General features: G+C 38.7%; 15 protein-coding genes. 11 read left to right on the forward strand and 4 right to left on the reverse strand.

The window, feature by feature from the left end:
• Window position 1: 1 nt before the first annotated feature.
• From rnz to JOC34_RS02025, 3 genes are read right to left on the reverse strand one after another with little or no spacing between them, the layout of a single operon-like run.
• Entirely contained in the window at window positions 2–925 is a 924-nt protein-coding gene (gene rnz, locus JOC34_RS02015) for a ribonuclease Z (RefSeq protein ID WP_205135032.1), read from the reverse strand.
• Between the two features lie 18 nt (window positions 926–943).
• Window positions 944–1,960 (reverse strand): NADPH dehydrogenase NamA, encoded by a 1,017-nt coding sequence (gene namA / locus JOC34_RS02020; RefSeq protein ID WP_205135033.1) that lies wholly within the window; start codon window positions 1,958–1,960, stop codon window positions 944–946.
• Window positions 1,957–2,703, reverse strand: coding sequence for a glycerophosphodiester phosphodiesterase (locus JOC34_RS02025; RefSeq protein ID WP_239544029.1), 747 nt, complete (start codon window positions 2,701–2,703; stop codon window positions 1,957–1,959). The genes namA and JOC34_RS02025 overlap by 4 nt, the downstream gene beginning before the upstream one ends.
• 72 nt (window positions 2,704–2,775) lie before the next feature.
• Here JOC34_RS02025 and JOC34_RS02030 point away from each other — a divergent pair, with 72 nt between their 5' ends.
• The 3 genes from JOC34_RS02030 to JOC34_RS02040 all read left to right on the forward strand — a co-directional run bounded on the left by JOC34_RS02030 (window position 2,776) and on the right by JOC34_RS02040 (window position 5,636).
• Window positions 2,776–4,395, forward strand: a complete 1,620-nt coding sequence (locus JOC34_RS02030) for a M20/M25/M40 family metallo-hydrolase (protein WP_205135034.1) — start codon at window positions 2,776–2,778, stop codon at window positions 4,393–4,395.
• A gap of 86 nt (window positions 4,396–4,481) precedes the next feature.
• Window positions 4,482–5,294, forward strand: coding sequence for an SDR family NAD(P)-dependent oxidoreductase (locus tag JOC34_RS02035; RefSeq protein ID WP_239544030.1), 813 nt, complete (start codon window positions 4,482–4,484; stop codon window positions 5,292–5,294).
• Between the two features lie 12 nt (window positions 5,295–5,306).
• Complete coding sequence (locus JOC34_RS02040; protein WP_205135035.1) at window positions 5,307–5,636, forward strand: iron-sulfur cluster biosynthesis family protein; 330 nt, start codon at window positions 5,307–5,309, stop codon at window positions 5,634–5,636.
• An 86-nt stretch (window positions 5,637–5,722) separates the two neighbouring features.
• On the opposite strand, the gene JOC34_RS02045 is transcribed toward JOC34_RS02040, so the two are convergent.
• Entirely contained in the window at window positions 5,723–6,643 is a 921-nt protein-coding gene (locus JOC34_RS02045; RefSeq protein ID WP_205135036.1) for an aldo/keto reductase, read from the reverse strand.
• Between the two features lie 193 nt (window positions 6,644–6,836).
• Between JOC34_RS02045 and JOC34_RS02050 the strand changes: the two genes are divergently transcribed.
• From JOC34_RS02050 to JOC34_RS02085, 8 genes are all read left to right on the forward strand, one after another.
• Window positions 6,837–7,382, forward strand: a complete 546-nt coding sequence (locus JOC34_RS02050) for an NUDIX hydrolase (RefSeq protein WP_205135037.1) — start codon at window positions 6,837–6,839, stop codon at window positions 7,380–7,382.
• Complete coding sequence (locus JOC34_RS02055) at window positions 7,382–8,554, forward strand: endonuclease Q family protein (RefSeq protein WP_205135038.1); 1,173 nt, start codon at window positions 7,382–7,384, stop codon at window positions 8,552–8,554. The genes JOC34_RS02050 and JOC34_RS02055 overlap by 1 nt, the downstream gene beginning before the upstream one ends.
• A gap of 93 nt (window positions 8,555–8,647) precedes the next feature.
• On the forward strand, window positions 8,648–9,283 hold the full coding sequence (gene spoIIM / locus JOC34_RS02060) for a stage II sporulation protein M (RefSeq protein WP_205135039.1): 636 nt from the start codon (window positions 8,648–8,650) through the stop codon (window positions 9,281–9,283).
• A 107-nt stretch (window positions 9,284–9,390) separates the two neighbouring features.
• Complete coding sequence (gene fur / locus JOC34_RS02065; RefSeq protein ID WP_205135040.1) at window positions 9,391–9,846, forward strand: ferric iron uptake transcriptional regulator; 456 nt, start codon at window positions 9,391–9,393, stop codon at window positions 9,844–9,846.
• Between the two features lie 286 nt (window positions 9,847–10,132).
• The gene (locus tag JOC34_RS02070) at window positions 10,133–10,339 is read left to right on the forward strand and encodes a YqzK family protein (RefSeq protein ID WP_205135041.1); all 207 of its coding nucleotides are present in this window, start codon (window positions 10,133–10,135) and stop codon (window positions 10,337–10,339) included.
• A gap of 5 nt (window positions 10,340–10,344) precedes the next feature.
• The gene (gene xerD, locus JOC34_RS02075) at window positions 10,345–11,238 is read left to right on the forward strand and encodes a site-specific tyrosine recombinase XerD (RefSeq protein ID WP_205135042.1); all 894 of its coding nucleotides are present in this window, start codon (window positions 10,345–10,347) and stop codon (window positions 11,236–11,238) included.
• Between the two features lie 92 nt (window positions 11,239–11,330).
• A complete protein-coding gene (deoB, locus tag JOC34_RS02080) occupies window positions 11,331–12,530 on the forward strand; it encodes a phosphopentomutase (RefSeq protein ID WP_205135043.1) in 1,200 nt (399 codons plus the stop codon).
• Window positions 12,527–13,342: a purine-nucleoside phosphorylase gene (locus JOC34_RS02085; RefSeq protein WP_205135044.1), complete on the forward strand. Its 816-nt coding sequence runs from the start codon at window positions 12,527–12,529 to the stop codon at window positions 13,340–13,342. The genes deoB and JOC34_RS02085 overlap by 4 nt, the downstream gene beginning before the upstream one ends.
• The last annotated feature ends 11 nt before the right edge of the window (window positions 13,343–13,353 follow it).

The raw sequence follows: 13,353 nt of genomic DNA on the forward strand, positions 1-13,353 counted from the left end.
TCTATTTAGAATCTATTTGTATGTGATAAAAGTCATACGCCAGCTTAGTATTGGGAAAAACATCACGGGCCTGCCTTAATAAATCGATCTGATCTTCCTGTTGATAACGTGATGATATATGTGTTAATACAAGTTGCTTAACGTCAGCAGCTTTGGCAAGGGAGGCAGCCTGTGTTGTAGTCGAATGAAAATATTGTTTGGCCAGGTCTGCCTTTGTATGGTCAAATGTTGCCTCATGAATCAGTAGATCTGATTGTTCTACAAACGATTGGTGCTCATCTCTTGCCCGTGTGTCACCAAGAATACTGACGATACGCCCTTTTTTGTCAGGACCGATAAATTCCCTACGATAAAGTTTTTGCCCATCCGGCAATTGTGTGATTTCGTTGTCTTTTATTTGTTGATAGATGGGTCCCGGCTTAATACCTATTTCGAGTAATTTATCAACCAACAATTCCCCGGGTTTATCTTTTTCTACGATCCTAAATCCATAGCTGGGAACAGCATGATCTAGTAGTGTTGCATATACGATAAACTGACCATTCTCCATTATTTTTCCTTCGGTAATCTCAATAATAGATAAAGGATAAGTCAAATGACTTCCGCTAGTCTTTAAACTCGTTTCAATATATTCCTTAATCCCGCTTGGCCCATATACAGTCAAACGATCATTCCCCCCTTGAAAGGAACGGCTGCTTAACAGTCCGGGTAACCCAAATATATGATCACCATGCATATGTGTAATAAAAATAGTGTTTATTTTCCCCGGTTTTATTGTTGTTCTCAGTATTTGCTGTTGTGTCGATTCGCCACAATCAAACATCCAAATACATTTTTGCTCCTGTAGCAGACTTAATGCGATCGCTGATACATTTCGTTCTTTCGAAGGAACACCTGCACCAGTCCCCAGAAAAGTGATTTCCATTGTGATTCCTCCTGCAAATTAATGCCATCCGCGTTTATATTGGGTGGGTGCTTCCAAACTTTGTCGCAGTTCATCAGCGGCCATTTTTGCCCAATATGGGTTTATTAATAAAGCTCTACCGATAAATACAAGGTCTGCGCGATTATTTTGCAAAATTTCTTCTGCCTGAATGCCGGTTGTAATTAAACCGACTGCACCTGTCGCAATCATTGTGGATTGCTTGATTATCTCACAACGTTTTACCTGATAGCCAGGGTAAGTTGAAATGGATGCCGGAACGACACCGCCTGAGCTGCAATCTATTAAATCGACTGCCTGATCTTTCATTTGTTTCGTAAAATAGAGGATATCCTCTATTTTATTTCCTAATTCATGATATTCATCAGTTGAAATACGAACAAATAGGGGGCCGTCCCAAACCTTTTTAACTGCACTAATTATTTCCGATAGAAGACGATAACGATTTTCTCTTGTTCCTCCATATTGATCCGAGCGCTTATTGGATAATGGGGATAAAAATTGATTTATTAAATAGCCGTGTGCAGCATGTATTTCTACTATATCAAAGTTTGCTTTTTTTGCACGCCTTGCAGCATCAGCAAATGCCTGTATCGTATTTAGAATATCTGCAGTGGACATTGCGATCGGTTCTTTAAATGATTCATTAAAGGCGAGTGTGGATGGTGCATAACCCGGTGACTCCAGTTCTGCCTTTCTTCCAGCATGTGCTAATTGGATCCCGGACTTCGCACCATAAGCATGAATTTGTTCGTTTAATTCGGTGAATCCTTGTATAAATTCATCATCCCAAATACCGAGATCCTGTGCAGAAATTCTACCTTCAGGTTGAACAGCTGTTGCTTCTGTCATGACTAAACCTACTTGGCCAACTGCACGGGAAATATAGTGGGAGAAATGGAAGGGTGTCATATGCCCGGTTTCTTCTACGGATGAGTACATACACATGGAGGACATCACAATCCGGTTTTTAAGTGTTAATTCTTTTAGATTAAATGGTGAAAATAACTTTGTCATTCTAATACTCCTTTATTTATCTGCTGTTCTCGAAATGCTAAAGCTTGATCTGGGACATCCGTGAATAGACCACTACACTTGTTATGTAAACACTTCGATATACGGTACATTTTATTAACGGTGTATACGCGTAATGGCATATTGATCTGTCGACACTGTGCTGCCAATGAACGATTAAGCAATCGATAGTTGATATGAAGATCGGTAGCACCGAGTTCCTTTGCGGCAGTAACAAGTTTTTTATTTCTGCTCGAAGTTAAAAATGCAACATGGACCTTATTGGAAAAGTGTTTCATGCGTTTAATGCTGCTTGGATTAAAAGACGATAATATGGTACGATTTAATAATTGGTAATAGTCTATCATTTCGTAGGCAATCGCCTCGATATGCAGATAATCTATTTTATTATTTTTAAGCTCAATATTTAAGCTTAATGATTTATCCTTGGCCCATTGCAAAAACGTGTCAAGTGAAAGAATCGAAGTACCTGAGAACTTATTTGAGAACCATGAGCCGGCATCAAGCTGCAACAGTTGCTGATAGGTAAAGTCTTTTATGTATCCAGTACCATTGGTTGTACGCTTTACATGTTCATCATGGATAATGACCGGAATCTGATCTTTTGTTAGCTGAATATCTGTTTCAATCCCATCTGCATGCATCGCGTAGGCTAACTCAAATGCCGGCATGGTATTTTCAGGTGTATATTTGCTTGCACCCCGATGTGCAAATATCTTTGTCAATATGATTCACCTCTAGTTTGATTGTGTTTTATTTCGCGTGAAAAGTCAATTTAGACACAAGGAGGAATTCAAATGAAAACCTGGCAAACGAAAAAAGAATTAACCGATTTATTGTGCTCGCTCGTTAATCATCAAAGTATTTCAGGGACAAATGCTGAAATTGCTTTAGCTGAGTACTTATACCATCTATTAGCACAAAAAGCCTATTTTCAAACACATCCAGATCAACTGAATTTACACCCGCTTGATGATGGTAGGCATTTGTTGACAGCTTTAGTAAAAGGAAAGCGCGAAACAAAAGATACAGTGATTTTATTGAGCCATTTTGATGTCGTTGGTGTGGAAGACTATGGTTCATTAGAAAACCTGGCATTTCACCCCATGGAATTGACCAGTAAAATTCATCAGATAAAGAGCGAATTACCGCAAGCCGTTCTGGAGGATATCGCTTCAGGTGACTGGCTGTTTGGCCGTGGCACGATGGACATGAAAGCAGGCTTAACCATTCATTTATCCATGATGGAGAAGGCGATAGAAGGAGATTTTGACGGGAATATCTTATTATTGACTGTTCCGGACGAAGAAGTTAATTCAAAAGGCATGTTAACAGCACTTCCAGTTTTAAATGAATTAAAAGAAAAAGAGAATTTGACATTTAAGGCCTGTCTGAATGGAGAACCGACATTTAGTAAATATCCTGGTGATTCGCATTATTACGTCTATACCGGATCCATTGGTAAAGTATTACCAGGATTCTATTGTTATGGAAAGGAGTCTCATGTTGGTGACCCATTTGCCGGTATCAGTCCAAATGTCATGATTAGTCATTTATCCAAACAACTGGAATTGAGTGAGGAATTTACCGAGCGTGTTGGTGAGGAAATTACCCCGCCACCAATCAGTTTAATGCAACGGGATCTAAAAGCAGCCTATTCCGTACAGACACCTCATGCAGCCATCGCGATGTATAATATATTATTTTTAAAACAAAGCTTTCAGACATTAAATGATAAACTTTTAACTGCTGCAAAAAATGCGGCTTTAGAAACTGAACGCTTTGTGACACAAAAAGCAACAGCCTTTGCAAAAATAGCTGGTGAATTTTCTATGCCGGCAGCAAAAATTCATGTATTCATGTATGAGGAATTATATGCCGAAGCTGTAAAAAAATACGGAGAAGATGAGATTGTCCGCCGACAAAATTTATTATTGAGTGATCGAGAGTCAGGCGACCGTGATTTCTCAACCTTACTTGTTCAGGACTTAGCAGCAATGTGTAAAGAATTAACACCGATGATGGTATTGTTTTACAGTCCACCATTTTATCCAGCGGTATCCTCCCATCAGGATCCGAGTGTCACACGAGTAATGGATGAGATCCAAGCATATGCACGCAAGAATCATCAAATGGATTTAACGATAGCTGAGTTTTTTACAGGACTTTCAGATTTGAGTTTTGTTGGTCCAACGACTTCAAATAGTAGTTTGAAACAACTAACAAAGCATATGCCGTTACAAAACAATGGTTTTGTTTTTCCTGAAAAAGTAATGGAGCAGTTGACAATGCCGATTTTAAACATTGGACCGTTTGGCAAGGATGCCCATCAATGGACAGAACGATTGGAGCTTGATTTTAGTTTTAATGAACTGCCATCTATTATTACTGAAGCAATTCACAAGTTGTTGGCGTAGTATTTCAATGACTATTCGTCAATAAAGGTGTAAAATAAAAGTAAGATGAAGAAATCTTCATTAACTAGTTGAATGATGAGATTAGGATGGGAATTTATATTCGTATGCAAAATAATTTAAATGATAAGAAGATCATTGTCACAGGCGCGTCCAGCGGGATCGGGGAACGGTTAGTATGGCATATTGCCAAAAGGGGCGGTATACCCGTCTTGCTTTCCCGTTCGCTGAATAAAATGAGAGAACAGCAACAGCTATTAAAACAGGAGTTGCATGCGACCAGTTTTGTTTATCAAGTGGATATATCCAATGAAACAGAATTGAATGCAGTCATGTCAACTATTATAAAAGAACATGAGCAAGTTCATGGATTGATTAATAATGCTGGTGTTGGGGTGTTTGAATATGTAAAGGATACGGAATGGCATGACATTGATCATATGTTTCAGTTAAATGTACTGGCATTAATTCAGGCTACGAAGCTGATCGTACCGCACTTTCTGGAGCAGGGTGAAGGGCACATTATCAATATCGTGTCACAGGCAGGTAAAATGGCCACACCAAAATCGGCCATATATGGGGCAACAAAACATGCAGTACTGGGGTTTACCAATGCCTTACGATTGGAAATCAAAAGCAGTACACTTCATGTTACAGCAGTCAATTTGGGCCCGGTTCGAACAAACTTTTTTATTCAGGCTGATCCGTCGGGTGTCTATCAAAAAAATGTAGACCGCTACATGCTTGATCCGGATATTGTCGCGCAAAAGATAGTTCGAAAGCTTTTTACGAATAAACGGGAGATAAATTTGCCGTTATGGATGGAAGCAGGAAGCAAAATGTATCAGCTTTTTCCTGGGATAATGGAGCGTCTATTGAAAGGGCAATTTAATAAGAAGTAGGAAGGTGAGAAAATGAAATTAACTGTAACACCTGAAGCTGCGGCGCAATTACAGCCACTCAATGATCAGACATATCGCTATTTGTTGTTGTGGTACGATATCGATGATTGTGGATGCGGGGTTAATGGTGTTCCAACGATTCGATATACAAATGAAAAAAGTGCTAGTCATATGGAGATAGAGAATGCTGAATACCCAACATTAATTCATAAACAGCAGGCTATCTTTTTTGCGGATGATTTGAAATTAGATTTTGCCAATGGTACTTTCCGTCTATCCAGCCCAGAAGAAATTTTAAATCCATTTATAGCGCAAGCAAGCGTCTGTGAAGTTAACCCTTAGCGAATTGCATTAGTAGCTTGCGACGCACATGACGTGCTTGTACTACCAATAAAGGATGACCATTCGGTCATCCTTTATTGGAATACTTATCTATGATCCGTGTATTTAATTGGTTTCGTCAGTTGTTGGATTGCCAGGTACGTTTCATTTGTTAGTGCCTTTGCATGGTCGAAATCGGTATTTTCTTTCACTTGTTCACTGGAGCTTGCTCCAAATACTGCACTTGCGACTGCCGGGTGTTTAAGAACATATTTTAAGGCTATTTCATTACAGGATGTCTCACTCGTAAATTGATTGGAGATGTTATCAAAAATAGCGAAAAGCTCTTTTTGTGAATAATCCAAATAGCCACCTTGACCTTTTTTTTCGATTTGTTTCTTTCCATGCTTACTTAACATACCTTTTGCTAATGGACCACGGGTAAATACACTGATCTCATTTGCGTGCAAAAGATCCAGCATTTCTTCCTCTGGTCTACGGTCTAACAAATTATACTGCATCATTACCGCATCAATAGAAGATTTTTCAACATATTCACGAATCACGTTGGGTCTGATCGAGGAAATACCGTATGCACGGATAAGGCCTTCTTTTTTCAATTCCTCGAACGCTTCAATTGATTCATCAATTGGATCTTCTATTGTTCCCCCATGTAACATATAAAAGTCAAGATAATTTGTCTGTAAACGGTGCAAACTATCTTTGAGTCCGTTTTTAATATGTGCTTTGGATGGATCCCAGTACCAGTCATTCTTTTCCTTGTTAAAATGATTGCCGACCTTGGAAGTCAATACAACTTGTGCGCGTTTACCCTGAATTGCCTTGCCGACGATCTGCTCATTTTCCCCAAAGTTATATAAATCAGCCGTATCAAGATGGTTAATTCCAGTATCCAGCGCTTGATCAATAATATAGCTTGCTTGTTTTGCGTCCGTTCCGATGGACATGCAGCCGAGTGTTAATGCCGATACATAAATATCGGATTTGCCTAATTGGTTTTTAATCATGTTCCAGCCCCCATTTTCTCTTCGGTATAATCCCATTGTAAGAATAGCTGTTTGCGATTACAACTATTTCACAATCAGATTGAAGCAAACTATGGTAAAATATAAAGAAGAATCGTTTCAGCGTTGCACTTATATAATACACAGGACGTGCCAGCGCAGGGAAACAGCATTAAAAGTTAAAGGATGAACATAAATGAAAAAATTTGAAGAAAAAACAATTAAAACTGAATCCATTTATGATGGGAAAATTATAAAGTTACAGGTTGACGATGTTACATTGCCAAATGGAAAAACAGCCAAAAGGGAGTTGGTAAAACATCAAGGGGCTGTAGCCGTTATCCCAATTACAAAGGATAATAAAATTGTCTTTGTCGAGCAATACCGGAAGCCTTTGGAAAAATCAATCATTGAAATTCCTGCGGGCAAGTTAGAACCAGGAGAAGAGCCGGAAGCAACTGCCGTTCGTGAATTGGAAGAAGAAACTGGTTATACAACCCGTGAATTGTCTTTTGTTACATCATTTTATTCCTCACCTGGCTTCGCTGATGAGCTATTGCACATTTATATTACAGATCAGCTTGAAAAATTAGAACATCCCGTTGCTGGAGACGATGACGAATTTGTTGAAGTATTGGAATTAACATTGGATGAGGCTAAACAATACGTGGAAGAAGAACGCATCCAGGACGCGAAAACGAATTATGCTGTTCTTTATTTACACGCATTGGGGCAGATGTGATGGCACTGCAAACATACTTTGCGGATATGCATATTCATATTGGACGTGATATGTATCAGAAACCAGTTAAGATTACTGGATCAAAAAGCTTAACACTAACCAACATATTAAAGGAATGCAGCCGTAATAAAGGCATTGACTTGGTTGGTGTGATCGATAGTCACGCACCAGCGGTTCAACAGGAAATCAGACAATTGATAGGGGCGAAAGATGCCTATGAATTAACCGATGGTGGCATCCGATTTGAAAAGGTTACCTTATTACTCGGATCGGAAATAGAGGTCTATGATGAAAGCTGTCAAGGGCCTATCCATGTTTTATGTTATTTTCCAACCTTGGAGACGATTGAGCGTTTTTCTCAATGGCTAACAACTCGAATGAAAAATATTACGCTTAGTTCTCAGCGCTATTATGGAACAGCAAAAGAACTGCAATATAAAGTGAAAGAACTGGAAGGGATCTTTATTCCCGCTCATGTGTTCACTCCGTTTAAAAGCATGTATGGAAAGGGTGTTAAGCGATCGTTGACAGAAGTGCTTGACCCCGATTTAATTGATGGCATTGAGCTTGGATTAAGCTCAGATACAGGTATGGCAGATCAAATAAAAGAGTTGCACGATTATACGTTTGTATCGAATTCAGATGCACATTCCTTGGCCAAGATTGCCCGTGAATACCAAGAAGTGCTTATGGAAGAACCATCATTTAAAGAGTTTTATTGGGCATTGCATCAAGTGAATGGACGTGAAATCACACGAAACTTTGGAATGAATCCACAACTCGGAAAATATCATACAACGGTTTGTAAGGACTGTTTACATGCGCTTTCTCCGGAACAAAAGCAATGCCCAGCATGCGGTTCAACGAAGATTATTAAAGGGGTAGCAGACCGGATTAAGGAATTAAAGGATACGAAGGAAGTTATCGAACGTCCGCCATATTTATATCAGGTACCATTAGAATATTTACCGACGCTTGGACCGAAAACCTTTGAGAAATTGTTAAGTCACTTTCAGACAGAAATGAATATAATCCATCATGTTCCAATGTCGCAGCTAAAAACAGTTGTACCGGAAAAACTAGCACAATCTATTATTCATATGAGAGAGGGTAAGTTAGCCATAAAGGCAGGTGGCGGTGGAAAGTATGGCAGCATTACTCCCATAAATTAGGCGAACAAAAAATAAAAAATAGATATTTTGGTATTATTCATCGGAATGCTTCATAGTTTTATGATAGACCCATTTATGGAATGGAGGATTCCGATGCAAACAAACAAAGTACTTGTAATGAACCACATAAAGGAACATGCGACCATTTATATTTTCATGATTATTTTATTTTTAACTGGGATCATATTTGGCGCTATTATTGTAAATAGCATGAGCTTTGTACAAAAACAGGATTTGTTTTTCTATCTGGAACGTTTTTTTGGACAAGTTGTGGATGAGCAACAGCCGGGAAGTACCGAGTTATTAAAAGACAGTTTCTTTTACCATGCCAAATATTTATTATTGTTGTTTGTTTTGGGGTTATCGGTTATCGGTTTACCAATTGTCTGGATTTTGCTATTCATAAAAGGGCTGGTCGTAGGATTCTCAGTTGGTTTTATTGTAAATCAACTAGGTGCTAAGGGCTTATTACTTGCTTCATTATCGATTGCACCACAAAATATTTTAATTATACCAGTCTATATTATTGCTGGCAGTTTATCCATGATATTTTCACTAACTTTATTAAATAAACTTTTCACACGCAGAATTTCTCATTCCATCTTCCAGCCGTTCGGAAGATATATAACAATTTTTATTTTTTTATTAGCTGGATCATTGATTGCAGCAGTGTTAGAGGTCTATGTTGCCAATGGGGCGATGGAATCTTTGATTAAATCATTTTACTAATAATGAAACTTAGATTATAATTGTTATAAATACAATGTGAGATTATACTTTGACACGCAATTCATTGGTGCCTATAATATAGATGGGCTATGAGGGAGGGACTTACCATGGAACATCGAATTGATCGGATAAAAAAACAACTCCATTCGCAGAGCTATAAGCTTACACCCCAGCGGGAAGCGACAGTTCGCGTATTGTTAGAACGAGAAACAGACCATCTAAGTGCGGAAGAAGTATATTTATTAGTGAAAGAAAAAGCACCTGAAATTGGTCTTGCTACAGTATACCGTACTTTAGAATTATTATCGGAATTAAAAATTGTTGATAAAATTAACTTCGGTGATGGTGTCTCCCGTTATGATCTTCGTAAAGAAGGAGCAGAACATTTTCATCATCATCTCGTATGTATTGAATGCGGTTCTGTTGAAGAGATTGTTGACGATTTATTAAAAGATGTAGAAGAAGTAGTACAAAATGATTGGGGATTTCAAGTAAAAGATCATCGCTTGACTTTTCACGGTATTTGTAAACAATGTCAGGAAGCAGCAGTGAAAGCAAACTAATCATCGATGACTCGAAGCCTTTTTTCCTTACGGGATGAAAGGTTTTTTATTTTCACATAGGTAAGAAAAAACTTACCTATTTGCATGAGCGTAGGCGAATGCCAAGTTATCTAATGGCGATTCTGGAAGGACTTTCAACTCTTTTTACGCAAAAATGTGATTTACAAATACATGGAAAAGGGTTACATTTAAAATACAGCATTATTAATTATAGGTTATATGTATAATATCGGTCATTTTAGGCATATCTTTTATAGTAGAAGCTATTTAAAAGGAGACATGCTCTATGGGACGGATCGTGTGGGACACATCGAAGGTATTTGTTATATTTATAGCCTGTACATTTTTATTTTACTATGGCCTACGTGTCATGCATTCGGAGTATGAACAATATCATCGTTATGATACACCGGAGGGTGCTGCAGTAAAGGTATTTAATGAAGATCAAAGCTTGATTGATCGCTTGAATTTATTTTTTCGACTAGGGGAGTAAGAAACATGCTGACGTATGCCTTTGAAGATTATTTTCATTTTCTGCAAATAGAAAGAGGGCTTTCTGAAAACACTTTAACATCCTATAAAAGAGATTTAAGCAACTATATAACATATATTGATAAAGTGGTGGAAAAGTCAATTTGGGAAGATGTCGTCAGAAGTGATATCGTTCATTTTCTTTATATGTTAAAGGACGACGGCAAGTCTTCGGCAACGATCGCACGACATATTGCTTCCATACGTTCTTTTCACCAGTTTCTAATTCGGGAACAAATTGTACACCAGGATGCAAGCTTACATATCGAAACACCAAAGAAGGAAAGAAAGCTTCCCGATGTATTATCGGTAAAGGAAGTTGAATCATTGCTTGCATTTAGTGGAAATACACCATTATTATTGCGCAATAAAGCGATGTTTGAATTACTTTATGCAACTGGACTGCGCGTCAGTGAATTAATTACATTAAAAGTTAGTGATATCCACTTAACCATGGGGTTTGTACAATGCATGGGTAAGGGTTCAAAAGAAAGAATCGTTCCACTTGGAAATGTAGCAAAGCAGGCAGTTGAAGATTATTTAGAACATGCTAGGGGAATTCTAGTGAAAAGAAAACAAGATGATAATATTCTGTTTGTGAATCAACATGGGCGGCCACTATCGCGCCAGGGTTTCTGGAAAATTCTAAAAGCAGCGGCTGTGCATGCTGGCATTACGAAAGCAATTACACCACACACATTGCGGCATTCTTTTGCCACACACTTACTTGAAAATGGGGCAGACTTACGTATCGTTCAGGAAATGTTGGGACATGTAGACATTTCTACGACGCAAATTTATACCCATGTGACAAAAGCGAGATTAAAAGATATGTATCAAACCTATCATCCCCGTGCATAGTTTTTGTTGTAAGTCGTCTGACATCCTACAACGGTAATAAGATGCATATATTTATCTATCATTGGGAATAGAAACAGTAGGAGGTATTCATAATGAAACAACATTTTAAGCGTGTATTTTTAATTGTAATGGATTCGGTTGGAATTGGAGAGGCTCCCGACGCTGAAAATTTTAATGATAAAGGTGCCGATACATTAGGTCATATTGCGGAGCACATGAACGGACTTGATATGCCACATATGGGAAAATTAGGCTTAAGCAATATTAAAAAAATACAAGGCATTGAAAAAGCTGCTATACCACAGGCACATTTTACAAAAATGCAGGAAGCCTCAAATGGAAAAGATACAATGACAGGCCATTGGGAGATTATGGGGTTAAATATTCAACAACCTTTCCGAACGTTTCCTGATGGGTTTCCGGGAGAATTAATCGATGCATTAGAGCAAAAATCCGGTCGTAAGATCATTGGAAACAAGCCTGCTTCAGGTACCGTCATCCTCGATGAACTTGGTGAAGAACATATGAAAACCGGCGCTCTTATTGTGTATACATCAGCAGATTCTGTATTGCAAATTGCAGCACATGAAGAAATTGTGCCGATAGAAGAACAATACCGCATCTGCGAAATTGCCCGCGAGTTGACATTAGACGAGAAATATATGGTAGGTCGCGTAATTGCCCGACCATTTTTGGGTAAACCGGGTGCTTTTGAACGGACAGCAAATCGGCATGACTATGCATTGAAGCCTTTTGGCAGAACAGTTATGAATGAGCTTAAAGATGCTGCGAAAGATGTGATAGCCCTAGGAAAGATCTCCGATATTTATGATGGAGAAGGAATTACGGAAGCCATCCGAACCATCGATAATGAGGACGGTATGACAAAGGTAGTTCAATCTATGGACAAAGATTTCACTGGGATCAGTTTCGTTAATTTAGTTGACTTTGACGCAAAATATGGCCATCGCCGTGATCCAGAAGGCTACGGAAAAGCACTGGAACAATTTGATGCAAGACTTCCAGAAGTATTGAACAAACTGCGGCAGGATGATTTATTGCTAATTACGGCGGACCATGGAAATGATCCGATCCATCATGGAACAGACCATACACGGGAATATGTACCGTTAATTGTTTATCATCCGGGCATTAAAGAAGGAAAGGCATTACCGATTAGGGATACTTTCGCAGATATTGGAGCAACCATTGCTGATAACTTTAATGTAAAGATGCCGGCATTTGGAAAGAGTTTTTTACAGGATATTAAATCAAAGGGTGAGCAGTCATGAATCAAGAAGCGATGAAAGAAGCTAGTTCGTATATCCAAAGTAAATTATCAATTAATCCGTCTATCGGCTTAATTCTCGGATCGGGACTAGGCGTTTTAGGGGAAGAAATCGAAAACCCAACGATTATTCCGTATAAAGAAATTCCGCACTTTCCGGAATCCACTGTAACGGGTCATAAAGGTCAGTTGGTTGCCGGTACATTAGAGGGTAAACAAGTTATTGCAATGCAGGGTCGCTTTCATTATTATGAAGGCTATTCCATGAAACAAGTGACCTTTCCGGTTCGTGTTATGAAGCAACTGGGAATTGGATCGGTAATTGTTACGAATGCTGCAGGTGGAATCAATAAAAGCTTCAAGCCTGGTGATTTAATGTTAATTACCGATCATATCAATAATATGGGAGATAACCCACTAATTGGTGATAACGATGAAGCATTCGGCGCCCGTTTTCCAGATATGTCACAAGTCTATGATAGAGATTATATACAGCTTGCACAATTCTGTGCCAAGGAGCTTGGACTGTCGATTCAAAAAGGCGTATATGTAGGAAACACCGGTCCTGCTTACGAAACACCAGTAGAGATAAAAATGCTTAGAACATTGGGAGGCGACGCGGTAGGGATGTCTACAGTTCCTGAGGTTACCGTGGCAACACATGCTGGTATGCGTGTACTAGGTATATCTTGTATTTCCAATATGGCCGCCGGCATATTAGACCAGCCATTAACACACAGTGAAGTGATTGAAACAACGGAAAAAGTAAAGGAAACATTCCTGCAATTTGTAAAAAAAGTCATTCATAAACTATAAAAGGGCTGATA

Source organism: Virgibacillus halotolerans (assembly GCF_016908515.1).
Taxonomy (GTDB): domain Bacteria; phylum Bacillota; class Bacilli; order Bacillales; family Amphibacillaceae; genus Virgibacillus_M; species Virgibacillus_M halotolerans.

Coding starts and splice junctions, on each gene's coding strand:
- JOC34_RS02045 (WP_205135036.1), bottom strand. CDS start 6,643: ATGATTAAAAACCAATTAGGCAAATCCGATATTTATGTATCGGCATTA.
- rnz (WP_205135032.1), bottom strand. CDS start 925: ATGGAAATCACTTTTCTGGGGACTGGTGCAGGTGTTCCTTCGAAAGAA.
- JOC34_RS02030 (WP_205135034.1), top strand. CDS start 2,776: ATGAAAACCTGGCAAACGAAAAAAGAATTAACCGATTTATTGTGCTCG.
- namA (WP_205135033.1), bottom strand. CDS start 1,960: ATGACAAAGTTATTTTCACCATTTAATCTAAAAGAATTAACACTTAAA.
- spoIIM (WP_205135039.1), top strand. CDS start 8,648: ATGCAAACAAACAAAGTACTTGTAATGAACCACATAAAGGAACATGCG.
- xerD (WP_205135042.1), top strand. CDS start 10,345: ATGCTGACGTATGCCTTTGAAGATTATTTTCATTTTCTGCAAATAGAA.
- JOC34_RS02040 (WP_205135035.1), top strand. CDS start 5,307: ATGAAATTAACTGTAACACCTGAAGCTGCGGCGCAATTACAGCCACTC.
- fur (WP_205135040.1), top strand. CDS start 9,391: ATGGAACATCGAATTGATCGGATAAAAAAACAACTCCATTCGCAGAGC.
- JOC34_RS02035 (WP_239544030.1), top strand. CDS start 4,482: ATGGGAATTTATATTCGTATGCAAAATAATTTAAATGATAAGAAGATC.
- JOC34_RS02085 (WP_205135044.1), top strand. CDS start 12,527: ATGAATCAAGAAGCGATGAAAGAAGCTAGTTCGTATATCCAAAGTAAA.
- JOC34_RS02070 (WP_205135041.1), top strand. CDS start 10,133: ATGGGACGGATCGTGTGGGACACATCGAAGGTATTTGTTATATTTATA.
- JOC34_RS02050 (WP_205135037.1), top strand. CDS start 6,837: ATGAAAAAATTTGAAGAAAAAACAATTAAAACTGAATCCATTTATGAT.
- JOC34_RS02055 (WP_205135038.1), top strand. CDS start 7,382: ATGGCACTGCAAACATACTTTGCGGATATGCATATTCATATTGGACGT.
- deoB (WP_205135043.1), top strand. CDS start 11,331: ATGAAACAACATTTTAAGCGTGTATTTTTAATTGTAATGGATTCGGTT.